We start from the raw sequence: 25263 nt of genomic DNA, 5'->3' as shown, positions 1-25263 counted from the left end.
AGATTCATTCACCCATACTCTCATCGCGCCCGAGGTGAGACAACGATCGACCCGGCACAAGTTACCGAATATTCCGCTACTTCACGCAAGACATCGCCCGAGCAGACATCAACCACCTCGGACTACTCCGCAATAAGTTACCAATGATTCTCACTCCGGCTATGCTCGGCGGCGAGGCGTCGGCGCACTGCTCCGACCGCGCCCTCCCCCGCTGCTCCCTCTCGGAGGTATCCGTGTCGATCGTCCCCGCCGCGCCGACCGCCGTCGTCCGCGCTGTCGCCGATGCCCTGTCGGCCACCCTGGTCCTGCACCGGCGCGGCGCCCTCGAGTTACGGCGTCCGATCGAGCTGGTCCGCACCGCGCGCGACGCCACCACGCTGGGCCCGGTCGTCACGACCCTGGCCCACGCGACCCGTGGCGCGAGCACGGCCACCGCCCTGATCGACGACCGCGGGCCGATCACCTTCGAGCAGCTCGACCAGGCCTCCAACCGGCTCGCCAACGGCCTTGCCGCCCAGGGCGTCACGCCGGGGACGGTGATCGCGGCACAGTGCCGCGATCACCGCGGCTTCGTCCTGTCGCTGCTGGCCGCGGGCAAGCTCGGCGCGCGCATCGTCCTGCTCGACACCGCCATGTCCGGGCCACCGCTGACGAGCGTGCTGGCGCGCGAGCGGGTCGGCATACTGCTGGTGGACGCGGAATTCGCCGATCGCTTCGACGATCTCCGGCCCGGCCTGCCGATCGTGCTCACCCGGGCGGGCGACACCAACCGGCGGGGGCTGCCCACCGTTCACGGCATCGCGGCCTGGCGCTCGGCGCTGCCGCTGCCCCCACCCGAGGACCCGGGCGGCATCGTCGTGCTCACCAGCGGCACCACCGGAACACCGAAAGGCGCTCCGCGCGGGAAGGTCTCGCCGCTGCAATCGGCCCAGTTCCTCGACCGGATCCCGCTGCCGAAGGCGAGCACCATCGTGCTGGCCGCGCCGCTGTTCCACGGCACCGGGCTCTCGCAGCTCATCCTGGGCTGGGCCCTGGGCAACACGATGGTCGTGCTACCGGACCGGTTCGATCCGCATCGCACCCTGGACGCGGTCGCCCGGCACCGCGCGAGCGCCCTGGTGCTGGTGCCCGCCATGCTGCAGCGGATCGTGGACCTGGGCGCGCAGGAGCTGGCCCGCTACGACACCGCCGCGCTGTCGGTGATCTTCTCGGCGGGTTCGGTGCTGTCGCCGGAACTGAGCAGGCGTACCGCCCTGCTGTTCGGCGAGGTGCTCTACAACCTCTACGCCTCGACCGAGGTGGCCGTCGCCGCGGTCGCGACCCCGCGGGATCTGCGCGAGGCGCCCGGCACCGTCGGCCGTCCACCGGTGGGCTGCCGGGTCGCGCTCTACGACGAGCACCGCCGCCGGATCACCACACCGCACGTGGTGGGCACCGTCTTCGTGGCCAGCGGCCTGAGTTTCACCGGGTACACCGACGGGTCCGGGGCCGAGGTCGTCGACGGCATGCAGTCCAGCGGGGATCTCGGGCATTTCGACGACGATGGCCGCCTGTTCGTCCACGGCAGGCTCGCGGACGGCCACCGATCGTGACACCGCCACCCGCCGCGGGCGAACTGCTGCGCCGTCACCTGGGTGATCGCCGGTTCCTGCTCATGCTGCCGCGCGCGGTCGGCCTGCAGGTCCTGCACCCCGCCATCGCGTCCGCCCTCGTCGAGCATTCGCCGACGCGGCTGTGGGAGCACAAGAAGCGGGCGGTATCGCAGATGATCTATCTGGCCTGCGCCTCGCACGACACCGCCGCCGCGATCCGCTTCGCGCACGAGCACATCAAGGGCCACGACGACCGCGGCCACCGCTACCACGCCCTGCATCCCGGGACCTTCCTGTTCCAGCACGCGACCTACGTGGACACGCTCATGACCGCGGCCGAGGTCTTCGGGCCACCGCTCACCGGCGAGACCCGCGCGCAGCTCTACGACCAGTGCTGCCGCTGGTACCGCAGCTACGGAATCAGCGACCGCGGACTGCCGGAGACCTGGCCGGAATTCGTCGCCTACTTCGCCGACGCGTGTGCCACGAATCTCCGGATGACACCTGCCGCAACGGAACTCGCCACCCAGGTGCTGCGCCCCGACGCCTGGATCGTCCGGCGTCTCCCGGCCGGCGCGGTCCGGGCCATGCAACACGAGCGAGCCGCCGAACTCTACGACCTGGCACCCCGATCCGGCGACGCGGCGGCTCTCCGCGTCGTCGCGCTGGCCACCCGCGCGGGCTTCACGGCGGCACCGCGCCGTCTCCGGGTCGTCGCTCAGGCACGCTGACCCAGGCAGCCGGAAACATCCGAGCAGACAGGGCGAATCCAGTCGCGTGTGCTCACAGCAGGTGACGCACGGCTTCGACGACCGCGCGGCGGCGGTCCTCGGCACCCGTGCCGACGGTGGCGGGCAGGCCCGCCACATTGCTCGGGTTCCATGCCAGCGCGATGCCCAGGACGAAGGTCAGCAATTCCTCGGGTGAGAAGTCCGCGCCGAGCCCGTTCTTCTTCTGCACCGCGGCGAGCGCTTCCAGCTTGGCCTCGCGCGCCGGTGACGCGCCGCCGGTCAGGTCCAGGTCGGCACGCTCCAGGCGGTGCCAGGTGGCCAGGCGGATGACCTCGGGGTGCTCCGTGCAGTAGTCGAAGATCCGTCCCGCGTATCCGGGCAGGTCGTCGGGGGTGAAGGGGACCGAGTCCAGGCCGTGGGTGACGTGGGCGTCGAGGACGGCGTCGAAGAGTTGTTCCTTGCCGCAGAAATAGACGTAGATGAGGTTCTTGTTGGCCGAGGCCGCCTTGGCGATCCGGTCCACCCGGGCCCCGGCGATGCCGTACGCGGCGAACTCGTCGGTGGCGGCCTGGAGGATGCGGGCCTTGGTGGCGTCGGCGCGGGACATGGGGCAATCGTAATTCCGGCCCGGTGTCAGCCGATTCCGAAGACGGCGAAGGCCGCGTTCGACGCGAACAGCAGCACCGTGCACCACAGCGCGATCCCGGCCGTCAGCCAGCGGATCAGCCGCCAGCGCGGGATGCCCAGCGCGGCACCGAGCAGGGCCGAGCCCCAGGTGCCGAACAGGGCGGGTCCCGCGATACCGAAGCCCACCACGCCGTACCGGTCGAGAACCCGCCGGGCCCGCCGCCCCGCCCCGCCGGAGAGGCGGGCATCATCGCCGGTCGCCACACCGACGGCGGGTGGACCGTCCCCACCTTTCGCGAAAACCACTGGTGCCGCAGCCGAATTCCGGCGGGCACGCCAGGACTGCCACCGCAACCGGACGCGTTCCATGGCGAACACCGCGAAGACGACGCAGCACGCCGCCCCCACCAGCACCGCGACCAGGGTGACCGGCCCGGGCAGCGACAGCGAGAGGCCGACGGGAACGGCGGGGGTGCCCAGGGCGAAGCCGGCGAGCAGGGTCCAGACGAATCGCCCCAACGGATTCCCTCCACGGCCTCGTACGCACGACAGAATTAACTAACTGGTTAGTATCATGCCATGGAACGCATCGACACGGCGCTGAGTCAGTTGGCGGCCGGAAAATATCTGCTGCTCACCACCTTTCGCCGGGATGGCACCGCGGTCCCCACCCCGGCCTGGGTGATGCGCGACGGCCGGACACTGGCGGTGTGGAGCGCGGCGGACACCGGCAAGGTGAAGCGGATCCGCAATGGCGGCCGGGTGACGGTCGCCCCCTGCGACTGGCGCGGAAAGCCGCTCTGCGCCGCGATACCCGGATTCGCCGAGGTGCTGACACCGGACGCGAGCGCGCACTTCCCCGCGCTGATGACACGCAAGTACGGGCTGGTCGCGCGGGTCGGACTGTGGGGCAGCAGGCTGCGTGGTGGTCCCGAGCGCATGGCGGGCATCCGGATCCGGCTGGACGAGTAGGGCCGGCGGAAGTCCGGTGCGGCGACTTCCACCGGCCGGGTCTCACAGCCGTTCGATGATGGTGGCGTTGGCCAGTCCGCCTGCCTCACACATGGTCTGCAGGCCGTAGCGCCCGCCGGTCTGCTCGAGGTGATTGACCATGGTGGCCAGCAGGCGGGTGCCCGAGGCGCCCAGCGGGTGCCCGAGGGCGATGGCGCCGCCGCGCGGGTTCACCCGCTCCGGGTCGGCGCCCAGCTCGTGCTGCCAGACCAGCGGGACCGGGGCGAACGCCTCGTTCACCTCGAAGGTGTCGATGTCGTCGACGGTCAGCGAGACGCGATCGAGGGCCTTGCGGGTCGCGGGGATCACCGCGGTCAGCATGAGCGTCGGGTCGTCGCCGGTGACGGCGAAGGAATGGAAGCGGGCGCGCGGGGTGAGGCCCAGCTTCGAGGCCATCGCCTCGCTCATGATCAGCGCGGCCGAGGCGCCGTCGGTGAGCGGTGAGGAGTTGCCCGCGGTCACCGACCAGCCGATCTCCGGAAAGCGTTCCAGCGCGGCGGGATCGGTGAACGCCGGGCGCAGGCCCGCCAGTCCCTCGACCGTGGTGCCGGTGCGGATGGTCTCGTCGGCGGTGAGTTCTCCGGCACCGACCAGTTCGGCGTCGAAGCCGCCCGCCGCGGCGGTCGCGGCGGCCAGGCGGTGCGAGCGGGCGGCGAACTCGTCGAGGGTGGCGCGGTCCAGTTTCCAGCGCGCGGCCAGGATCTCCGCGGCGATGCCCTGCCCGATCAGGCCGTCGGGGTAGCGGGCGGCCAGCGGCGCGCGCAGGGAGTCCTTGCCCTGGGTGTTGGAGAACATCGGCGCGCGGCTCATCGACTCGACACCGCAGGCGATCGCCACATCGTAGGCACCGGCGAGCACTCCCTGCGCGGCGAAATGCACGGCCTGCTGGCTGGACCCACACTGCCGGTCGACGGTGGTGGCGGGAACCGACTCGGGGAATCCGGCGGCCAGTACGGCCGTGCGGGAGATGTTGTTGGCCTGTTCGCCGCTCTGGGTGACGCACCCGCCGATCACGTCGTCGACCAGGGCCGGGTCGATGCCGGTGCGCGCCACCAGCTCGGCCAGCACGCCGGCCAGCAGCGTGGCCGGATGCACGGACGAGAGCCCGCCGCCGGGCTTGCCCCGGCCCGAAGGGGTGCGAACCACATCGACGATCACTGCGGACATTGCGTTCCTCCTGCACCGTCGCCGACCGTCGGCGACGCCGGAATTAAGTTACTCATGATTCTCGCCGTCGACAACCAGCCCGGGTTTTCTTCCCGCGACCTGTAGGCAATCGGAGATCCATGCGCTATGTTACCCGTAATTCTCGTCACATCGGCGAGAATTTAGAGTAACTTAGCCCGAGTGCGCCCGGCAGATCGCCGCAGGCAGCACGTAGCAGTCCGGGGATCACGGGGAGGATCGACGGACGTCAAGCACCCTTCCCCAAGAATGCTCGGCAACATCACCTGACCGTCGACGACGATGTCGGCCACCGCCGCCTCGCCACGAACGGTCCCCGCAGGAAGGAACACCGGTACCGCCATGTTGCGACGGCTGGACAGGTTTCTCAGCTACGAGATGAAGGTGTCCGAGTTCCTCGGCACGCTCATCATCATCGGCATCCCCTACGGCCTCGTCGGGGTCGTCTGGTCACTCACCCACACGAGCCATCTCGGCGATCTGCACGGCGTCGATCTGGTCGTCTCGTTCCTCGGCTCGATCGTGTGCTGGCCGGTGCTGCTCTTCGCGAACGTGACGATGACCTGATGATGGCGCTGGTCTGGGTCATCGATCTCGTGGTGATCATCGTCAAGATCCTCGGCGGGCGCACGCGGGTGAATCCGGTGCTGCGCTTCGGCATGTGGCTGGCCGTGCTGTGCGTGCTCGTCCTCGGCCTGGCGGCCCTCGCCGGCCTCGTCGCCCTGCTCCACCACTGGCTGAGCACGCTCTAGCCCAATCCCCGCAGCAAGAAAGGATCGGTGCAGCGTGACGCCGCAACCGGCCACCGAACCGTCCGAACTCGGGCGGATCATCGACAGCGCCACCGGGCTCTGGCGACGACATCCCCAGCAGTCGGTCGAGACACTGGGCAGGCAGGTCCTGCTCGGCCGGGCCGCGCTCGCGCAGCTGTTCCTGTCGCTGGTGCGACGGCGATTCCCATTCCAGGAGTTCGTCAAACAGTGCGCGTTCATGGCCAATGTCTCGGCCCTCCCGACGGTCTTCGTCGCCATCCCGGTCGCGGTGGTGGTCTCGATCCAGGTGGGCGCGCTGGTCAACCAGGTCGGTGCCACCACGTTCATCGGGGCGGTGGCCGGGCTCGGGATCATCCGCCAGGGCGCGCCGCTGGTCACCTCGCTGATGATCGCGGGCGCGGTCGGCTCGGCCATCTGCGCCGATCTCGGCTCGCGCACCATCCGCGAGGAGATCGACGCGATGAAGGTGATGGGCGTGGACCCGGTGCGCAGGCTGGTCGCCCCGCGGCTGGCGGCGGCGGTGCTGGTGAGCATGCTGCTGTGCGGGTTCATCGTGTTCGTCGGCTTCGCGACGGCGTACATGTTCAATGTCTACGCCCAGCACGGCACGCCGGGCTCGTTCATCAGTTCCTTCGCCTCCTTCGCCGTGGCGAACGATCTACTGGTGGCGCTGTTCAAGGCCGCGATCTTCGGCGCGCTCACCGCGATCATCGCCTGTGACATCGGCCTGCACACCAAGGGCGGCCCGGGCGGGGTGGCCAATTCGGTGAACTCCGCGGTGGTCACCTCGGCGCTGATGCTGTTCGCCACCAACATCATCGTCACCCAGCTCTACAACAGCTTCTTCCCCTCGAAGGTGGTGTGAGATGGCCGCCGAATACATTCCGCCGGCACTGCGGCCGGTCCGCGCGATCGGCAACACCGCCAAGATCCCCATCGAGGTCAATCAGCGCATCGGCCACCAGGCGATCGTGTTCTTCCAGGCGCTGCTGGCCATTCCGTTCACCCTGCGCCACTACCGCAAGGAGGTCGCGCGCCTGGTCGCCGATGTCGGCTGGGGCAACGGGTCACTCATCGTGGGCGGCGGCACGGTCGGCGTGGTGGTCGTGCTGTGCGCCTTCGGTGGCATCACCGTGGGCGTGGAGTCCTACACCGCGCTGAACCTGCTGACCATGGGACCGCTGACCGGTGCCATCTCAGGCTTCGCCACCACCCGCGAGATCGCGCCCATCCTGGGCACCCTGGCCTTCGCCATCCAGTCCGGCTGCCGCTTCACCGCCCAGCTCGGCTCGATGCGGATCTCCGAGGAGATCGACGCGCTCGAGTCCATCGCCATCCGGCCGCTGCCCTACCTGGTGACCACCAGGATGCTCGCGGCCACCATCACCATCATCCCGCTCTACACCCTGGGCCTTGCGGTGGCCTATGTGGCGACCAAGCTGTCGGTGCTGTTCCTCGGTGGCACCACCGCGGGCACCTACGACCACTACTTCTTCCAGTTCCTGCTGGGCGGAGACGTGTTCTTCTCGCTGTTCAAAGTGGTGGTGTTCGTGCTGATCGCCGCGTTCATCCAGTGCTACTACGGCTTCGTGGCCACCGGCGGCCCCGAAGGCGTCGGGGTGGCGGCCGGACGCGCGATCAAGATGGTCATCGTCGTGATGGTCTTCACCAATCTGTTTCTCACCCTTGCGATCTGGGGCATCGACCCCGGATTCCGGATCTCGGGATAGGTCGATCGAATGATTCTCGATCCCAGCGGCCGCGGCCCCAAACCCCTGCAGCTCACGCTCGCGGGGCTGGCGGTGCTCACCGCCTTCGCGGTCGCGCTGTATCTGCTCGCGCTGCGCTACAACGGCGAGTTCGAGGACACCGTCGTGGTCGGCGCCGACCTGACCAGCACCGGCGACGGGCTACCCCAGCGCGCCGACGTGAAGTTCCGCGGCATGGTCGTCGGGGTGGTCGGCTCGGTGGAGATGGTGGCCAAGGGCGAACGCCAGCGTGCCACCTTCGAACTGAAACCCGGCCTGGCCGAGACGATTCCGGATACCGTGACCGCGCGCGTGGTCCCCGACAACATCTTCGGTGTCTCGTCGATCCAGCTGGTCGACAACGGCACCGCCACCTCGACGCTGCGCGCGGGCGCCACCATCGCCGAGGACACCAGCGAGGCCACCGTCCAGCTGCAGTCCACCCTCAACACCCTGCGTGACGTGCTGGCCACCATCCAGCCCGAGAAGCTGGGCCGGGTGCTGGCGACGCTGTCGGCCGCGCTCGATCCGGGCGCGCGGGTGCCGGGGTCGACCATCGAGCGGCTCGACCAGTGGCTGACGACCGTGCACCAGATCCCCGAGATCGGCGGCCTGCTCGGCGATCTCGGCCGCGCCGCGACGGCGCTGAGCGCGTCGGCACCCGAGCTGGTCGGTGTGCTGGCCGATTCGGTGACCTCGGCGCGCACGCTCAACGAGCACCGCGCGCAGCTGGTGGACCTGCTGGTGCAGGGCAACGCGACGATCGACTCGGTGAACGCGCTGTTCGCCGCGAATCCGGATTCGGGCAAGGAACTCGTCGCCGGGCTGGACGGGCTGATCGGCGGTATCGCCAAGGACCCCGGCGCGTTGCAGTCCACGGCGGCCAATCTCAATGCCTCGTTCCGAAAACTGCAGCAGACCTTCACCTTCGGTCCGCGCAAGCAGATGACCTGGCGCATGGACGTGACCTTCACACCGTTCCAGCAGTACACCGCGCAGGACTGCCCCCGCTACGGCGAGATGACCGGCCCGCGCTGTGGCGGCCCGACCGTGCCCGAAGTCGCTCCGCCGCAGGAGTATCCGGCCTCGATGCTGCCGCAGTGGCTCGATGCCGCCGGGCCCGCGCCGGTGGCCCCCACGGTGACACTGCCCGGCCTGCCCACCCTGCCCGGGATCACCCTGCCGACGCTGCCCGGCCTGCCCGCGCTCCCCGGTCTGCCCGCCATTCCGGGCATCACCGCTCCGGCGGCGGCCGTCGATCCCGCGCCCGCCGCCCCGGCCTCGCAGCCCCGGCTGACCGGCATCGCCGCGGTGTCGGCACTGGTCGGTGGCACACCGACCTTCAGCCAGCTGCTGCTGCTCGGATCGATCCTGGGCAATGTTCCCGTCGTCCCCGACACCGAAGGTGGTGTCCAGCAGTGAGATACGGCAAGTCACTCATCGGTTTCAGCCTGTTCGTCGTGCTGGCGACCGTGCTCACCTACACGATCTGGTCGACGTTGCAGCGCAGCGTCCCGGGCAACACCTCGAGCTATTCGGCGGTGTTCACCGATGTCCTGGGCCTGCGGGTCGGTGACGACGTGCGGATGGCCGGGGTGCGGGTCGGGCGGGTCGACGGGATCGACTTCACCGACGACTATGCCGCCCGGGTCGAGTTCCGGATCGAGTCGCGGCAGCATCTGACCGACACCACCAAGGCCCTGGTGCGCTACCAGAACCTGATCGGTCAGCGCTATCTCGCGCTGGCGCCCGGCACCGAGGCGGGAGCGGTGCTGGCGCCGGGCACGGAGATCCCACTGGAGCGCACCGAGCCGTCCTTCGACGTGTCCGCGCTGCTGTCCGGGTTCGAGCCGCTGTTCAGCGTGCTGCAACCCGACCAGATCAACTCGCTGTCGGAGACGCTCATCCAGGCCCTGCAGGGCAACGAGGTGTCGCTGTCGGCGCTGATCACCCAGGCCGCGCAGCTGGCGGGCACCTTCGGCGAGCGCGATCAGATCCTCGGCGACGTGCTGAGCAATCTCAGCTCGGTCATGGCCGGTCTGGCCAATCGCAGCGGCGAACTGGAGACGCTGATCACCCAGACCCGCAGCCTCATGGACGGGCTCTACGCCGAGGGCGAGGCACTGAAGAGCTCGGTGGAGCGGGTGGCCGGGGCGACGGATTCGCTGGTCTCGCTGATCGGGCAGGTCAAACCCGGTATGGCCGATGCCCAACGCAACGCCACCACCGGCGTGATGATGCTGCTCTACAACGGGGCCGCGCTCGATCGCATGGCGCTCGAGTTCCCCGACTTCCTCAACGGCGTGGCCCGGTTCACCCAGTACGGCACCTACGGCAACGCCTACATCTGCCGCCTCGACGTCTCGCTGTGGGGCGTCCTCCTGCCGGAGGGTCTGTTCTCGCAGGTCGGCGGCACCTCGCAATCGGGAGTGTGTCGATGATCAAGCCACGCGTTCCAGCGTTCCTGCTGCACAACCGGCATCTGCGGCTCGGCCTGATCGCCGCGGCGTCCGTGCTGGTCCTGCTGGGGGCCTCCAGCCTGCTCACCCAGATCCGGCTCGGTGATGTCACCGTGCACGCCGAGTTCGCCCAGGCCGCCGGCCTGCAACCGGGCGCGACCGTCGACATCTCCGGCATCGAGGTGGGCGCGGTGCAGTCGGTGAAACTGGTGAACGACCGGGTCGATGTCGCGCTGCGCATCCGCCACGACATCCGCCTGGGCGCCGACGCCCGCGCGGCCATCGAGATGTCCACCATTCTCGGGCGCCTGCACATCGACCTCGATCCCGGTGACGGAAAAGGGCTGCCCGGCAAGCGGATCGGGATCGAGAACACCTCGGTGCCCTACAACCTGAGCAAGGTCATCCAGGACCCGAAGTACACCTCCTCGTTCGAACGGATCGAACGCATCGACCCGGCCAAGCTGCGCACCGCGCTGGATGTGTTCAGTGCCCAGCTCGGTGACTCGCCGGCGATGGCGGTGCAGGCGCTCGACAGCATCGGCGCGCTGGCCCAGGTGATCAACAGCAGGCGCGACGAGGTCGACTCGCTGTTGAAGAACATGGACCAGGTCTCCCAGCTGGTCTCGGACAACCGCAACAGCGTGCTCGTCCTGCTCACCAGGGGCGAGGCCATCGGCGCGGCGGTCCAGCAGCGGCAGACGCTGCTGGCCCAGCTGCTCGACAACGTGGCCGAGATGTCGAAGCTGCTGCAGGACATGGGCATCGAGAACAACGGTGAGCTCGGTCCGCTGATCACGAACCTGAACACCATGTCGGACGGGTTGACCGCGAACAAGGAGAACCTGGACCGGCTCTACGAGATCGCGCCGGTCACCTTGCGCCAGTTCAACAATCTGCTGGGCAACGGCCCGTACGGCGAGATCTGGGCGCCGTGGATCCTGCCGGACAACTGGCTGTGCTTCGCGCAGGCCGTACAGGGGTGCAACTGATGAGGACAGGCAAACTCGCGGCGCTGTGCCTGACGGCGCTGCTCGCGTCGGGCTGCGCGCTGCTGCCCGACAGCGTCACCGGGCTCGGTGACCGGATGCTGAGCGAACAGAAACGCATCAGCGCCGATTTCGAGAACGTGGCCGGGCTCTACGCGGGCAACGAGGTCTCCGTCCTCGGCGTGCCGGTCGGCGTGGTCGACTCGGTGACCCCGCGCGGCAGTTACGTCGAGGTGGTGATGTCGGTCGATCGCGACGTGCGTATTCCCGCCGACGCGATGGCGGCGCTGATCTCGCCCCAGCTGATCACCAACCGACACGTCGAGCTGGCCCCGGCCTACACCGGGTCGGGCCCCGAACTCGCCGACGGCGCGCACATTCCGCTGGCCCGCACCAGGACACCGGTCGAACTCGACCGCATCCTGGCCAATTTCGATCAGCTGGGCGAGGCGCTCAAAGGCGACAGCGAGAACGGGCCGATGGCCAGCCGGGTGCTGTTCCCGCTGCTCGACGGCAACGGCGACCGGTTGCGCGAGACCCTCGATCAGCTCTCGGCGGCCTTCGAGGTGACCTTCGCCAACAAGGACCAGATCGCCAACACGATCGTGAAGCTCGGCGAGATCACCCAGGTCATCGCCGAGAACGACCAGACGGTCCGGGATTTCAGCGGACGCATCACCGAACTGGTGGCGCTGTTCGGGCAGCAGTCCCCCGGCCTGCAGGCGGTGCTGGCCCAGCTCGACGGCTTCATCACCAACACCTCCTCGGTGGTCGGGCAGAACCAGGACCAGCTCGCGGGCGCGCTCACCAAGTTCGTCGCGATCGCGGCCCAGATGCGGGCCAACGCGCGCAATCTCACCGAGATCATCGACGTCGGCCCGCTGATGTTTCAGAACTTCGACAACGCCATCAGCCGCGAACACCAGGCGCTGCGCCTGCACGGACTGCTGGACAAGATCGTGCTCGACAGCGAGGTGATCGCCACCTTCTGTGAGCGCGTGCAGATGCGTCTGGACGGCTGCCGCACCGGCAAGATCTCCGATATGGGCCCGGATTTCGGGTTGACCGCCGCGCTGTTGGGACTGACGAAATGACCCTGCGCACCACGCTGGCCGCGGCCCTGTGCGCCGCCGCCGTCACCGTGTCGGCCACCGGCTGCTCGATGACCGTGGCCGAACTGCCGATGCCCGAACCCGGCATCGGCGGCCCCGGCTACACCCTGCACGCCACCTTCCGTGACGCGCTCAACCTGCCCGACCGGGCCCACGTGAAGATCGGCGGCACCGATATCGGGGTGGTCACCGGGATCTCGACGACCTCGTTCCTGGCCGATGTGGAGATGCTCATCCGCACCGACATCCAGCTGCCCGAGGGCACCACGGTGGAGCTGCGCCAGGCGACCCCGCTCGGTGACATCTTCGTGGCCGTCACCCTGCCCAGCGCCGAGCAGGCCGGGCCGCCGCTGCGTCCGGGCGCGACGATCGGCGCCGAGCACACCGCCTCGGCGGCCTCGGTCGAACAGCTGATGATGTCGGTGTCGATGCTGATCAACGGCGGCGGCCTCAACCAGGCCGCCCGGATCACCGCCGAGCTCGACTCCATCTTCGCGGGCAAGGCACCCCAGCTCCAGCACCTGATCGGCGAGATGACCTCGGTGATCACCGCGCTCAACGAACGCACCGGTGACCTGGACGCCACCCTGCACGGGCTGTCGGTGCTCACCGGCGAACTGGCCCGGCGCAAGGCCGAACTCGGCGCGGCCGCCGACAGTTTCCCGCAGCTGATCGGGTTGTTCGCCGAGAACAACCAGGCCATCGTCGATCTCATCACCAAGGTGGCGGTGACCATGGACGCGCTGGGCGATTTCAGCGCGAGCAACGGGCCGCAGTTCGTCAGCCTGTTCCAGAGCATCCAGAACCTGATGAACGGGTTCGTGCAGATGGGCGACGATCTCACCGGCGCCCTGGACGGCTTCCACCAGATCTATCCCTCGGTGATGGACAGCATGCGCGGCCCGAACCTGTCGGTCGGGGCGATCCTGTCCTACCTCGACATCGGCGCGATCACCGATCCGGCCGGCAGCCGCTGGCCCGACGGCACCGACATCCCCGCCTTCGTCGGCAGCATCACCGACGTGATCGCCAAGGTGACCGGCCGCCTCAACAGCACCCCGCAGCAGCCGCCGCAGGAGGGACCCCGATGAACTCACCGTTGTGGCAGTGGCTGGTTCGCCGCCGCGTGGCGGTCGCCAATGCCGGACTGGTCGTGGTGCTGGTGCTGGGCAGCCTGTATCTGGGTGGCGCGGTGCTGCGGATCGACCCGACCGGGTCGCGGTACGCGGTCACGGTCGAACTGGCGACCTCGGGTGGGCTCACCACCGGCAGCGATGTCACCTTCCGTGGGGTGCGGGTCGGCCGGGTGAAGGACGTGCGCGTGGACGGCACGGGGATCGTGGCCGTCGCCGAGATCGAGGCGGGCACCCGGATTCCGGTCGGCGGCACGGTCGCGGTCGCGCGCCTGTCGGCGGCCGGTGAGCAGTATCTGGACTTCCGGCCCGACACCGACACCGGGCCCTACCTGCGCGAGGGCGCCGTGGTCGCCCGTGCCGACACCGCGGTGCCGGTGCAGGTGCAGTCGGTGCTGGGCAATATGGCCGGACTGGTCGGCGGGATGAATCCCGAACGGCTCAATGTCATCGTCGACGAACTCGACAAGGCACTGGCCGGTGGGCCCGACGGCCTGCGCAACATGATCTCCGGGCTCAGCCGCGCGATGGCCGGGCTCACCGAGCTGCTCCCGCAGACCGAGCACCTGCTGCGCAATCTCGTGGTCATCGCCGAGACCACCTCGCACGCCCAACCCGACCTGGGCACCCTCACCGGCGCGGGCAGTGCCCTGTTCCAGCAGTTCACCGTCGCCGACGCGGAACTACGGCACCTGCTCGAGCAGGGTCCCGGCCAGCTGGCCACCCTGGGCGGGTTCATCTCCCGCACCCACGATCCGATCACCGATCTGGTGACGAACTTCGTCGCGATCACCCGGGCCGCCAAGCTGCGCCAGCCCGCCATCGAGCTGCTGTTCCCCACCCTGAGCCGCTTCGCCGAGGCGGTCGGCGTGCCCGCCCACGACAATGCCTTCTTCACCCTGGTCGATCCGTGGCCGCGCCCGACCTGCGACTACGACACGGTGCCGATCGTGCCGACCACCGTCACCACCGACACCAGGGTGCGTCTCTACAACTACTGCGTCACCGACAATCCCGCGCTGCAGGTGCGCGGTTCGGCCAACGCGCCCCGCCCGCCGGGCCCCGACAACGGCGCGGGCCCGCCGCCCGGGGTGACCGGCGACGAACTGTCCCAGCCCGCTGTCCCCGCACCCCGATGAGGAGCCAGACAATCATGAGCAACGACGAAACACCCACCACCGACGACACCACCGAGCCCCCGGCACCGGCCGGGCGCAGGTGGTGGGCCGTGGATCGCCGGACCCTGGGCCTGCGCGGCGCCGCGGCCGTGGTCCTCGGCGCTTCGGTGGCGACCTCGGTGTTCCTGTTCGTCGAGAACAAGGACAGCAAGGATCTGCTGGCGGCCCAGCAGCAGGCCCGCGAGGCCGCCTGCCGGTACGGGCCGGTGCTGGCCGACTACGACAGCAAGAGCCTCGACACCTACTTCGCCGCCGTCCTCGACGGCGCGACCGGCGACTGGAAGAAACAGTTCGAGGCGACCAGCACCGAACTACGCGACGCGCTCACCCAGGGCGAGGTGGTCTCCAAGAGCACCGACACCCAGTGCGCGCTGCGCGGCGGTGACGAGTCCTCGGCCGAGGCCATCGTGGTGATCGGCACGACCATCTCCAGCCTCGGCACCGAGCACAAGGCCAAGCCCGGCCAGCTGTCGATGGTGTTCAGCCTGCGCCACGACGACGACCGCTGGCTGGTCGAGAAGGTCAACTCCCCACTACCGGCGGTGCCCGCCCAGTGACGGAATCCGGTGCGCCCGGCCTACCGGGGCAGGCGATAGCATGACGGGCAAGATCATCGGGAACGTGCGCTCCCCGCGAGGAACAAAGGGCAAGACGACGAGCAAGCAGGCAGACGAAGCAGCGCCGCAGACACCGGCCCGCCCGATCCGGCGCAGGCCGAAGAACCGGCGTGCGCAGATCGCGGCGGAATCGGCGGCCGCGTTCGGCGCGCACGGCTATCACGGCGTCAGCATGGACGACATCGCCCGCAGGCTCGACATCAGTTCCACCGCGCTCTACCGGCACTTCCCGAGCAAGTACGCGCTGTTCCGCGAGGAACTGCTGCGGCTGTCCGGGCTGGCGCTCAGCGCCACCGAGCTGCCTGCCGAAGCGGCCGACTGGTCAGCCCGTGAGCGCGTGGACCACGTCGTCGACGCCATCATCTCCCTGACCATCGCGAACCGGCCGACGGTGGCGCTGGTGCGCTGGGAGCGCCGGTATCTGGAGCCCGCCGATTTCGACGAGCTCAACGCGCAGTTCACCGCGGCCATCGCGGCCCTGCGCACCCTCATCGGGGACGTGCGGCCCGAACTGGATCGCCGCGACCTCGCCATCCGCGCGGTCTCGATCTTCGCCGTGGTGAGCAGCATCGGCGACCACCACGCGACGGTGCCCGCCAAGGCTCTCGCGCCGTTGCTGAAGGCGACGAGCCGGGCGCTGATCGACGCGGATCTGGTCCGCCTCGACGCCACCACGGCGACCGGGTCCACCAAGGAGCGCTACCAGCCGTTCAAGCACGATCTGCTGCTGCGCAAGGCGGTGGAACTGTTCCACGAGCGCGGGTATCCGAATGTCAGCATGGAGGACATCGCCGGCGCCGCGGACCTGTCGGCCGCCTCGGCGGTCTACCGCTACTACCGCAGCAAGAGTGATCTGCTGGTGGCCGCGTTCCGGCGCGCGGCCGACCGGGTCTCGGCGGCGATCGCCCCGGCCATCGCGGCCGCGGACACCCCGGCCGGGGCGTTGGCGACGCTGATCGAGCTCTATGTGGCCGGTTCGTTCGACGAGCGCGCGCTGACCTTCGTCTACTACGCGGAGTTCAGCCACGTCGACCACGCCGATCAGGTGACGCTGCGGCACCTGCAGCAGCTGATCATCGCCGAGTGGGCCAAGCTGGTCGTCGCGGCCCGGCCGGAACTGTCGATGGGTGAGGCCCGGATTCTGGTGCACGCCGCGTTCAGCCTGGTCGTCGACCTGGGCCGCGCCTTCGGCGACGACACGGTCTGCCCGCAGGAGACGGTGGTGCAGTTGCTCGAGACGATTCTGCTGGGTCAGCCGCTGCCGCGCTAGATCTCCACGGGCGCCCGGCCGGAATCTCCGGCCGGGCGCCCGTCCCCCTCCTGGATCAGAGGCCGAAGGTCTTGCCGATGATGTCGCGCTGGATCTCGCTGGTGCCACCGAAGATGGTGGAGACCAGGGCCCCGCGCACGTGCTTCTCCATGTCGAACTCGCGGGCGTAGCCGTAGCCACCCATCATCTGCATCCCGGCCAGGGCGACCTGCTTGGCGGTCTCGGTGGCCTTGAGCTTGGCCATCGACGCCTCGCGGGCGAAGGTCTTCTTCGGGTCGGCGTCGACGGCGGCCGCCACGCTGTAGACCAGCAGCTTGGTGCATTCGATCTCGGTGGCCAGGTCGGCGACGCGATGACGCAGGGCCTGGAAGGAACCGATCGGCCTGCCGAACTGCTTGCGCTCGCGGATGAACTGCAGGGTGTCCTCGAAGGCGCGCTCGGCGGTGCCCAGGCTCATCGCGGCCAGCACCAGCCGCTCGAAGTTCAGGCCCGTCATGAGCTGGCGCCAGCCGTTGCCCACCTCGCCGACCACCGCGTCCTCGGGGAGCACGCAGTCGGTGAAGTACAGGTCGTTGGTCTCCTTCTGGTTGCCCATCAGCTCGATCGGGCTGATCTTCAGGCCGGGGGTGTCGGCGGGCACGTGGAACATGGTGAGTCCCTCGTGCTTGCCGCCGCTGCGGTCGGTGCGCGCGACCAGCAGGATGTTCTCGGAGATGTGCGCGTTGGAACACCAGGTCTTCTGGCCGTTGATCAGCCAGCCGTCACTGGTCTTCTCCGCGCGGGTGGTGATGTTGCCGACGTCGGAGCCCGCCTCCGGCTCCGACATCGAGATCGACTGGGAGGCACCGCGCACGATGCCGCGCAGCACGCTGTCCTTCTGCGCCTCGGTGCCGAACTTGGCGTAGGCGCCGCCGGTGATCAGGGTCGGGCCGATGGCCCCGATCGGCAGCAGCCCGCGCAGGCTCTCCTCGAGCAGGATGCACATGTCGACCATCGAGGCGTCCGAGCCGCCGTACTCCTCGGGCACGGTCAGGCCCAGCCAGCCCAGCTCGGCCATCTTGGCGTAGACGCCGGCGTTGTGCTGCTCGGCGTCGTGGTCGGTGAGCGCGTCGCGCTTCTCCCTGGTGCCCGCCTCACGCTTGGCGAACGCGGCGACCGCCGCGGCGAAATCCTGCTGTTCCGGGCTGAATTCGACGCCCATGAGTGTGTTCCTCTGCTTTCGTGGGTGGTGGGTGGACTACTTGGCGCGCCCGAAACGGCGGGCGGTGAGCGTGCGGACCATCGACATGGTCGATGCGGTGCGGGCGAACGACAGCAGCGCCATGCCGGGGACGGCGAAGCGCTGTCGCGCGATCGAATGCGGCCGGGTGAAGCCGAGCAGCCCGGCCGCACCGTGAATCCGGCCGATGCCGGACTCCCCCACCCCGCCGAAGGGCAACGCCGGGATGGCGGCGTAGGCGGCCGCGCTGTTCACCGAGGTCGCGCCGACGCGCAGCTGCCGGGCGATCTCCATGCCGCGCCTGCGGGAGAACACCGTCGAGGCCAGGCCGTAGCGGGAGGCGTTGGACAGCCGGATGGCCTCCTCGACATCGCGGACACCGCGGATCGTGAGGGTGGGTCCGAAGGTCTCCTCGGTGACCGCCACCGAGTCCTCGGGGGTGTCGAGCAGCACGATCGGGCTCACGAACGGCGCCTTGATCGCCTCACGACCGCCGACTACGGCCTTTGCACCCTTGGCCAGGGCGTCCTCGACGTGTTCGGTGACGATGTCGAGCTGGGCGGGCAGGGTCATCGGCCCGTAGGCGGCGTCGGGGCCCGAGCCCGGCGTCAGGTCGGCGACGCGGCGGGTGACCTCGGCGACGAACTCGTCGAGCACCGAGTCCACCACGTAGCAGCGTTCGGTTCCGACGCAGGTCTGCCCGGAGTTGGCGATGGCCGACCAGACGATGGCGTCGGCGGCCGCGGCGACATCGGCGTCCTCGGCGACGATCGCCGCGTCCTTGCCACCGCATTCGAGGACCACCGGGGTCAGCTTCTGCGCGGCGGCGGCCATGATCCGCTTGCCGGTCGCGGTGGAGCCGGTGAAGGCGATCATGTCGACCTCGGACTCGACCAGCGCGCGCCCGGTCGCGCCGTCGCCGCTGACCACGCTCAGGATGCCCTGCGGCAGCTCGGGATTGGCCTTGGTGAACGCGTCGGCGAACCAGTGCCCGACCCCGAGGGTGAGCTCGCTGGGTTTGAACACGACGGTGTTGCCCGCGGCCAGCGCGTAGGCGATCGACCCGTTCGGCGTGTACACCGGGTAGTTCCACGGCCCGATCACACCCACCACGCCGTGCGGGCGCTGTTCGATGACGGCCTCGTGGTTGGCCATCATCAGGCCGGGGTAGACCTTCTTCGGCTTCAGCACCTTGCCCGCGTTCTCGGCGGCCCAGTTCAGGTGCTCGACGGCGGTGATCACCTCGAGGTAGGCGTCGTCGAGCGGCTTGCCGTTCTCGGCCTTGATCAGCGCGCAGAACTCGTCGATGTTGTTCACGATGCTCGCGGCCCAGCGCTGGAGTGCCCGCTTCCGCCCGGTGAACCCGAGTTCACTCCACGTCTGCGCGGCCGACCGGGCCCGGGTGACCGCGGCGGCCACGCTCGCCGCATCGTCGACGGCCCAGCTGCCGACCTGCTCGCCGGTGGCCGGGTCGACGGTGTGGATCATTGTCGCAGAAACAGGGGCGGTAGTGGGGGTTTCGGTCATTCTCGACCATCCTTCGGATTGCTCGGTGGCAGCCCCGCACCGCGCAGCTCAGGCAGGGCGACCACGGGACCCGGCGAACCGCGCGGCCTATTGACACGCCGCGCCGGCCACCGTTAAGTTAATCGTAATTCTCAATAAGTTAATCATGATTCTCCTCGGTTGCAAAGAGCTGTCGCGGCACGGCGCCACCGCGGGGAACGACGAATCCGGAGGGAGAGCGCAAATGCTGCGCACCCGATTCACCGAGGCCTTCGGTGTCGAGCACCCGATCGTGCAGGGCGGGATGATGTGGGTCGGCCGGGCCGAACTCGCCGCCGCCGTGTCCGAGGCGGGCGGCCTGGGCATCATCACCGGGCTGACCCAGCCGACGCCGCAGGCGCTGCGCGAGGAGATCGCCCGCACCAGGGACCTCACCGACAAGCCGTTCGGGGTGAATCTGACGATCCTGCCGTCCATCACGCCGCCGCCCTACGAGGAGTACCGGCAGGCGATCATCGACGGCGGCGTCCCGATCGTCGAGATCGCGGGCGGCAATCCGGCCACCCATCTGCCCTTCCTCAAGGACGCGGGCATCAAGGTGCTGCACAAGTGCACCAGCGTCAAGCACGCGCTCAAGGCGCAGCAGGTGGGCGTCGACGCGGTGAGCATCGACGGCTTCGAATGCGCCGGGCACCCCGGCGAGAACGACACCCCCGGCCTGGTCCTGATCCCCGCCGCGGCGCGCGAGCTGGAGATCCCGATGATCGCCTCCGGCGGGATCGCCGACGCGCGCGGGCTGGTCGCGGCCATGGCACTGGGCGCCGACGGGGTCAATATGGGCACCAGGTTCCTGTGCACCGTGGAGTCGCCGATCGCGCACGCCGTGAAGGAGAAGATCGTGACCAATACCGAGCTCGACACCAAGCTGATCTTCCGCACCATGAACAACACCGCCCGGGTGGCCGACAACGCCGTGAGCCGCGAGGTCGTCGAGATCGAGCGCGCGGGCGGCACGTTCGCCGATGTGCGCGAGCTGGTCGCGGGCGCGCGGGGCCGCAAGGTCTACGAGAACGGCGATCTCGACGCGGGCATCTGGAGTGTCGGCCAATGTCAGGGGTTGATCCACGACATCCCCACCTGCGCGGAGCTGGTGGGCCGGATCGTGCGCGAGGCCGAGGATCTCATCGCGGGCCGTCTGGCCGGTGCGCTGGTCGGGGCGGTGGCCCGATGAGCGAGAGCGTGCTGATCGAAGAGGAACGCGGGGTCCTGCGGATCACCGTCGACCGCCAGGCCCGGATGAACGCCATCGACCTGGCCACCATGGACGAGCTCGGTGAGCTCATCACCGCGGCGCACACCCGGCCCGACACCCGGGTGATCGTGCTGACCGGCGCGGGCAAGGCGTTCTGCACCGGCGCCGATCTGGCCGCCGCGGCCGCGGCCGGGGGCAACGAGGCCGCGCCCGAGCGGGTGATGGACAGCGCCAACGCGGTGATCCGCGCGATCGTGGCCTCCCCGCTGCCGGTGATCGCGCGCGTCAACGGACCGGCCGCCGGGGTGGGCACCTCGATCGCGCTGGCCGCCGACCTGATCTACGCGGCCGAGACCGCCTACCTGCTGCTGCCGTTCACCTCCATCGGCCTGATGCCCGACGGTGGCGCCACCGCCATGGTCGCCGCCGCCATGGGCCGCGTCCGGGCCGCCGAACTGGCGCTGCTCGGAGCCCGGCTGCCCGCGCCCGAGGCGGCCGCGGCGGGGCTGATCACCCGCAGCCTGCCCGCCGATCAGCTCGACGCCGAGGTCGACGCCGTGGCCGCCAAGCTCGCCGCCGGTCCGCGCCGTTCGCTGGAGTTGACCAAGGCCGCGATCAATGCCGCGACCCTGACCGAACTCGACGCCGCGCTCGACCGGGAGAAGACCGGTCAGTCCGAGCTGCTGGTCTCGCCCGACTTCCTCGAGGGCATGACCGCCGTGCTCACCCGTCGCCCACCGCGTTTCGCCGGTGCGCCCGCTCCGATCACCGACCCGGCCTAGTCCCGCTCCCGAGGAGACGCTTTCCATGACCACTGCCGTCGAACCGCTGCGCTCGCGCCGCAATCACTGGATGAACCAGATCGCCCTGCACGCCACCACCATCCCGGACGCGCCCGCGCTGCGGTTCCTGGGCACGACCACCACCTGGGGCACCCTGCACGCGCGGGTCCAGCGCCTGGCCGACGCGCTCGCCCGCCGCGGCGTCGAGCCCGGCGACCGGGTGATGATCCTGATGCTCAACAACACCGAGTACATCGAATCGGTGTTCGCCGTGAACACCCTCGGCGCCATCGCGGTGCCGGTGAACTTCCGGCTCACCCCGCCCGAGCTGGTCTATCAGGTGAACGACAGCGGCAGCGCGGTCCTCATCACCGACGCCGTGCTCGCGCCACTGGCCGCCGCCGTCGCGACGGGCACCGACACGCTGCGCACGCGGATCGTGGTCGGCGCGCCCACCGGCGACGGTGTGCTCGGCTACGAGGACCTGATCGCCGAAGAGGGCCTACCGCACGAACCCCGTGACGTGCCCGAGGACTCGGCCGCGCTGATCATGTACACCTCCGGCACCACCGGCAGCCCCAAGGGCGCGGTGCTGACCCATCTCAACATGCAGGCCCAGGCACTGACCTGTATCCGGGCCATGCGCTACACCGACGACGACATCGCCTTCTGCGCCTCGCCGCTGTTCCACATCGCCGGATTGGGCAGCATCGCCTGCTGTTTCGTCCTCGGCGCGCTCACGGTGATCCACCCGCTGCAGGCCTTCGACGCCACCGAGGTGCTCGACGCGTGGGAGCGCGAGCGGGCCACGTCGGTGTTCCTGGTGCCCGCGCAGTGGCAGATCGTCTGCGCCGATCCCAGTGTGGCGCAGCGGGATCTGCGGCTGCGGGTGATCAGCTGGGGTGCCGCGCCCGCCTCCGACACGGTGCTGCGGGCGATGGCCGAGACGTTCCCGCGGGCGCTCAATGTCGCGGTGTTCGGGCAGACGGAGATGTCACCGATCACCTGCGTGCTCGACGGCGAGGACACCATCCGCAAGCTGGGCTCGGTCGGCAAGCCGATCCCCACCATCGCCACCCGCATCGTCGACGACGAGATGAACGATGTGGCGCCGGGCGAGATCGGCGAGATCGTCTACCGCGGACCGACTCTCATGCGCGAGTACTGGAACAACCCGCGCGCCACCGCCGACGCGTTCGCCGGCGGCTGGTTCCACTCCGGTGATCTGGTGCGCCGCGACGAGGAGGGCTTCGTCTACGTCGTCGACCGCAAGAAGGACATGATCATCTCCGGCGGCGAGAACATCTACTGCGCCGAGGTGGAGAACGTGCTGTTCGCCCACCCCCGCATCCGCGAGGCCGCGGTGATCGGGCGGCCCGACGAGAAGTGGGGCGAGGTGCCGGTCGCCGTCGTCGCGGTGGACGACGCCGAGGCGATCGAACTGGCCGACCTCACCGAGCACCTCAACGCCCATCTGGCCCGCTACAAGCACCCCAAGGCGCTGGTCGTGGTCGAGGCGCTGCCGCGCAATGCCGGAGGCAAGGTCGTCAAGCACGAGCTGCGCGCGCGGCACGGCGCGGCGACCGCGATCAGCGGCTGAGGAACTCCTCGATCGCGGGGTAGGTCGATGCCGCGGCGGTCGCACTGGCCAGCAGGCCCAGGTGACCGCCGCGGACCTCGACGAAGCGCGCCTCGGCGGCGTGTGGCAGCACGTCCAGGCCGCGGCGCACCGAGGTGGCGGGCACCACCACATCACCGCGGCTGCCGATCAGCAGCACCCGGCAGGTCACCTTGGCCAGCTCGATCACCAGGTCCGAGCGCAGCCGCACCGAGCCGGTGGCGAGTTCGTTGCGCAGCACCAGGCTGCGGTGGATCTGCCAGTACGAGCGGCCCGGATAGCCGGGCATGCTGGACATGAAGCGGTCGGTGGCCTCCATCCGGGCCAGCGCCTCGGTGTCGAGGGCGTTGCGCGCCAGGAACATCGGCCGCGCCAGTTCCCGGTCGAAGGCCTGCAACCGGAACCCGATCCGCACGAATTCCTGCGGGATACCGCCCATGATCCGGGTGGCCAGGGCCATCTCCCGGCCGCCGGTGACCTTGCCGACCAGCCGCAGCGGGGTCAGCATGGCGGTGCGGCGCTGATCGATGGGCGGGGCCAGCGCGGTGATCGAGGCGATCGGCAGGTCGGCGTGGGCGGCCGCGGTCAGCAGCGACATCACCCCGCCGAGCGACCAGCCGATCAGGTCGACCGGGCCGTCGTGGTCCTCGGCGACCCGGCGGACGGCCTCGGGCAGGATGTCGTGGGTCCAGTCCTCGATGCCGAGATCCCGGTCGGCGTAACCGAAGTGGCCGTAGTCGATGACATACGGCTGCCTGCCCTGCCCGAGCAGGTAGCGCACCAGGCTCTGCCCGGGACGCAGGTCGAAGCAGGACGGGGTGACCGCCAGCGGCGGCACCAGCAGCACCGGGTTCCCGGTGGCCGGGGCCGCGCGGTCGTAGCGCTTCAGATGACGGTGACTGCCCTGGTAGACCGTCGTCGACGGCGCCGGGTCGTCCGGCTCTATGCCACCGCCGAACGACACCGACCACACATTGCGCACCGCGCGCGGCACATCGGCAACGAACCCCACGAACCTGTCCCCTCACTCCACACCACAACGCACCTGCCGGGCGGCAGGCTCCGAAACTCGTTGCCCGCTCAGGCGGCCGGGCGGGCCGATTCCTTGCGCACCACGTCGTCGCGACGGCTCGCCGACGGCGTGAGCGGGCGCGCGAACAGCGCCTGGGCCGCACCACGCACCAGGTCGCCCAGTCCGCGGTTGCCCGCGGGCAGGCGCAGCAGGCTGCGCACCGTGGTGGTCGCCGAGGGCGTCGGCCGCTGCCCGGCGAACCGGTCGGCCAGCCAGTTCAGGCTCAGCGGGGCCGAGATCGGCAGCAGGCTCAGGTGCTCGCTGCACCGGTCGCGCAGGTAGGTCACCTGGGCGCCGTGCGCGCGGTAGCGGTCCACGAGCGTGTCGATGCCCTCCGCGGCGATGATCTGGTCGTGCACCGACTGCACCACCAGCAGCGGCACCTCGGGCGCGACGGTTCCCATCTCCAGGTCCTCGAACATGGCGACGAGTTCCGCGAGCGCGAGGACCTCGGTCAGCGGGAGCGAGGTGGTGTGCAGGTCCAGGTTGTACCGGATCAGCCGCAGCACCGCGGCGCCGGTGGTGCTGCGCGCCGCGCGGTCGAGGATCGCGCGCCCCTGGTCGGAGATGTGCGCCTCGATGGCCGCGTCGAAGGCGGGGTAGACCCGGCGCAGTGCCGCGACGACCAGCGTCGGCAGGCCCGCGTGCAGGCCGCCGTTGAGCCGGTGGAAGGTCTCGACCAGATCGCCCACCGGCGAGCCGAGCACGGCGCCGGCGATATCGAGCTCGGGTGCGTAGGTGGGCGCGACCTCGGCCGCCCAGGAGGTGGCCAGGCCGCCGCCGGAGTAGCCCCACAGGCCCACCCGGCAGTCGGCGGCCAGCCCCAGCGGGGCGAATCGCTGGGCGGCGCGCACGCCGTCGAGGGTGCGGTAGCCGGGTTCGCGCGGGGCGCCCCAGGCGCCGAGCATGCCCTCGTGATCGGGGATCGACAGCGCCCAGCCGCGCTTGAGCGCGTCCACGAAACAGAGCATTTCGACATGGGCGAAGGTGCCGATCGCGCGCGAGCCCCGCTGCAGCGAGTAGGACGGGAAACCGCGCGTGGAGATGGCGTCGATGGCGCACTGGAACGACAGCAGCGGGGTGTCGGCGGTGATGCCGCCCACCGGCGCGATCACCGTGGTGACGGTCGCGTCGGGCTGTCCGTTGAGGTCGGTGGTGCGGTAGAGCAGCTGCCAGGCGGTCGCCCGCAGCGGCACCAGGCCGAACGCGGCGAGTTCGACCGGTCGCCAGCGCAGCACGGTGCCCTCGGGCGCCTGCTCGTAGCCGGGCGCGGGCCGGTAGAACGGGTCTTCGTCGGGCAGGGTCGCGCGGGTGGGCGCGGGCCAGCTCTCGGCGCGCAGGTCAGCCGAGCCGGGGGCGGACAGCGTCATCGATGTCTCCTAATCGCGG

At 69.8% G+C, this 25263-nt stretch carries 25 protein-coding genes; 18 read left to right on the top strand and 7 right to left on the bottom strand.

Translation table 11 applies throughout. The features are described from left to right. Positions 1-233 precede the first annotated feature (233 nt). Entirely contained in the window at positions 234-1592 is a 1359-nt protein-coding gene (locus ACFC06_RS01730) for an AMP-binding protein (protein WP_375926629.1), read from the top strand. Next, positions 1589-2323, top strand: coding sequence for an oxygenase MpaB family protein (locus ACFC06_RS01725; protein WP_375926626.1), 735 nt, complete (start codon positions 1589-1591; stop codon positions 2321-2323). Before ACFC06_RS01730 ends, ACFC06_RS01725 begins: the two co-directional genes overlap by 4 nt. 52 nt (positions 2324-2375) lie before the next feature. On the opposite strand, the gene ACFC06_RS01720 is transcribed toward ACFC06_RS01725, so the two are convergent. Next, positions 2376-2930, bottom strand: coding sequence for a TetR family transcriptional regulator (locus ACFC06_RS01720; protein ID WP_375926623.1), 555 nt, complete (start codon positions 2928-2930; stop codon positions 2376-2378). A 26-nt stretch (positions 2931-2956) separates the two neighbouring features. Further along, positions 2957-3469: a hypothetical protein gene (locus ACFC06_RS01715; RefSeq protein WP_375926620.1), complete on the bottom strand. Its 513-nt coding sequence runs from the start codon at positions 3467-3469 to the stop codon at positions 2957-2959. 60 nt (positions 3470-3529) lie between these two features. Here ACFC06_RS01715 and ACFC06_RS01710 point away from each other — a divergent pair, with 60 nt between their 5' ends. Then, positions 3530-3922: a PPOX class F420-dependent oxidoreductase gene (locus ACFC06_RS01710; protein ID WP_375926617.1), complete on the top strand. Its 393-nt coding sequence runs from the start codon at positions 3530-3532 to the stop codon at positions 3920-3922. 42 nt (positions 3923-3964) lie between these two features. On the opposite strand, the gene ACFC06_RS01705 is transcribed toward ACFC06_RS01710, so the two are convergent. Next, a complete protein-coding gene (locus tag ACFC06_RS01705) occupies positions 3965-5128 on the bottom strand; it encodes a thiolase family protein (protein WP_375926614.1) in 1164 nt (387 codons plus the stop codon). A gap of 360 nt (positions 5129-5488) precedes the next feature. On the opposite strand from ACFC06_RS01705, the gene ACFC06_RS01700 reads away from it, so the two are divergent. The 12 genes from ACFC06_RS01700 to ACFC06_RS01645 are packed head-to-tail and all read left to right on the top strand — an operon-like array spanning position 5489 to position 16425. Then, positions 5489-5713 (top strand): hypothetical protein, encoded by a 225-nt coding sequence (locus ACFC06_RS01700; protein WP_278262000.1) that lies wholly within the window; start codon positions 5489-5491, stop codon positions 5711-5713. Next, entirely contained in the window at positions 5713-5898 is a 186-nt protein-coding gene (locus ACFC06_RS01695; protein WP_375926610.1) for a hypothetical protein, read from the top strand. Before ACFC06_RS01700 ends, ACFC06_RS01695 begins: the two co-directional genes overlap by 1 nt. Before the next feature lie 34 nt (positions 5899-5932). Next, entirely contained in the window at positions 5933-6784 is an 852-nt protein-coding gene (locus ACFC06_RS01690) for an MlaE family ABC transporter permease (RefSeq protein ID WP_375926607.1), read from the top strand. Between the two features lies 1 nt (position 6785). Beyond that, on the top strand, positions 6786-7649 hold the full coding sequence (locus tag ACFC06_RS01685) for an ABC transporter permease (protein ID WP_375926604.1): 864 nt from the start codon (positions 6786-6788) through the stop codon (positions 7647-7649). Between the two features lie 9 nt (positions 7650-7658). Then, complete coding sequence (locus ACFC06_RS01680; protein WP_375926601.1) at positions 7659-9089, top strand: MCE family protein; 1431 nt, start codon at positions 7659-7661, stop codon at positions 9087-9089. Beyond that, positions 9086-10108: an MlaD family protein gene (locus ACFC06_RS01675; RefSeq protein WP_375926598.1), complete on the top strand. Its 1023-nt coding sequence runs from the start codon at positions 9086-9088 to the stop codon at positions 10106-10108. Before ACFC06_RS01680 ends, ACFC06_RS01675 begins: the two co-directional genes overlap by 4 nt. Then, positions 10105-11118 carry an MCE family protein gene (locus ACFC06_RS01670; protein WP_375926595.1) on the top strand — a complete coding sequence of 338 codons (1014 nt, stop codon included), beginning with the start codon at positions 10105-10107 and terminating at the stop codon, positions 11116-11118. The genes ACFC06_RS01675 and ACFC06_RS01670 overlap by 4 nt, the downstream gene beginning before the upstream one ends. Next, positions 11118-12209, top strand: a complete 1092-nt coding sequence (locus tag ACFC06_RS01665; protein ID WP_375926592.1) for an MCE family protein — start codon at positions 11118-11120, stop codon at positions 12207-12209. Before ACFC06_RS01670 ends, ACFC06_RS01665 begins: the two co-directional genes overlap by 1 nt. Then, positions 12206-13318 carry an MCE family protein gene (locus ACFC06_RS01660; protein WP_375926589.1) on the top strand — a complete coding sequence of 371 codons (1113 nt, stop codon included), beginning with the start codon at positions 12206-12208 and terminating at the stop codon, positions 13316-13318. Before ACFC06_RS01665 ends, ACFC06_RS01660 begins: the two co-directional genes overlap by 4 nt. Continuing rightward, positions 13315-14499: an MCE family protein gene (locus ACFC06_RS01655; RefSeq protein WP_375926586.1), complete on the top strand. Its 1185-nt coding sequence runs from the start codon at positions 13315-13317 to the stop codon at positions 14497-14499. The genes ACFC06_RS01660 and ACFC06_RS01655 overlap by 4 nt, the downstream gene beginning before the upstream one ends. Positions 14500-14513: 14 nt before the next feature. Beyond that, on the top strand, positions 14514-15095 hold the full coding sequence (locus ACFC06_RS01650) for a hypothetical protein (protein ID WP_375926583.1): 582 nt from the start codon (positions 14514-14516) through the stop codon (positions 15093-15095). A 40-nt stretch (positions 15096-15135) separates the two neighbouring features. Then, positions 15136-16425: a TetR/AcrR family transcriptional regulator gene (locus ACFC06_RS01645; RefSeq protein WP_375926580.1), complete on the top strand. Its 1290-nt coding sequence runs from the start codon at positions 15136-15138 to the stop codon at positions 16423-16425. A 55-nt stretch (positions 16426-16480) separates the two neighbouring features. On the opposite strand, the gene ACFC06_RS01640 is transcribed toward ACFC06_RS01645, so the two are convergent. Beyond that, positions 16481-17626, bottom strand: coding sequence for an acyl-CoA dehydrogenase family protein (locus ACFC06_RS01640; RefSeq protein ID WP_375926577.1), 1146 nt, complete (start codon positions 17624-17626; stop codon positions 16481-16483). Between the two features lie 36 nt (positions 17627-17662). Further along, a complete protein-coding gene (locus tag ACFC06_RS01635; protein WP_375926574.1) occupies positions 17663-19132 on the bottom strand; it encodes an aldehyde dehydrogenase family protein in 1470 nt (489 codons plus the stop codon). Positions 19133-19394: 262 nt separating this feature from the next. On the opposite strand from ACFC06_RS01635, the gene ACFC06_RS01630 reads away from it, so the two are divergent. The 3 genes from ACFC06_RS01630 to fadD5 are packed head-to-tail and all read left to right on the top strand — an operon-like array spanning position 19395 to position 22784. Next, positions 19395-20381, top strand: a complete 987-nt coding sequence (locus tag ACFC06_RS01630) for an NAD(P)H-dependent flavin oxidoreductase (protein WP_375926571.1) — start codon at positions 19395-19397, stop codon at positions 20379-20381. Further along, positions 20378-21184: an enoyl-CoA hydratase gene (locus ACFC06_RS01625; RefSeq protein ID WP_375926568.1), complete on the top strand. Its 807-nt coding sequence runs from the start codon at positions 20378-20380 to the stop codon at positions 21182-21184. The genes ACFC06_RS01630 and ACFC06_RS01625 overlap by 4 nt, the downstream gene beginning before the upstream one ends. Before the next feature lie 25 nt (positions 21185-21209). Continuing rightward, positions 21210-22784, top strand: a complete 1575-nt coding sequence (gene fadD5 / locus ACFC06_RS01620) for a fatty-acid--CoA ligase FadD5 (RefSeq protein ID WP_375926565.1) — start codon at positions 21210-21212, stop codon at positions 22782-22784. On the opposite strand, the gene ACFC06_RS01615 is transcribed toward fadD5, so the two are convergent. Further along, positions 22774-23814 carry an alpha/beta fold hydrolase gene (locus ACFC06_RS01615; RefSeq protein WP_375926562.1) on the bottom strand — a complete coding sequence of 347 codons (1041 nt, stop codon included), beginning with the start codon at positions 23812-23814 and terminating at the stop codon, positions 22774-22776. The genes fadD5 and ACFC06_RS01615 overlap by 11 nt on opposite strands. A 68-nt stretch (positions 23815-23882) precedes the next feature. After that, positions 23883-25244, bottom strand: coding sequence for a lipase family protein (locus tag ACFC06_RS01610; protein WP_375926559.1), 1362 nt, complete (start codon positions 25242-25244; stop codon positions 23883-23885). Between the last annotated feature and the right edge of the window lie 19 nt (positions 25245-25263).

It is taken from the genome of Nocardia sp. NPDC056064 (genome assembly GCF_042266925.1).
In the GTDB taxonomy this organism is placed as follows: domain Bacteria; phylum Actinomycetota; class Actinomycetes; order Mycobacteriales; family Mycobacteriaceae; genus Nocardia.
Note: the sequence above shows the minus strand (reverse complement) of the source record. Positions and strands in the feature narration are given on the sequence as shown.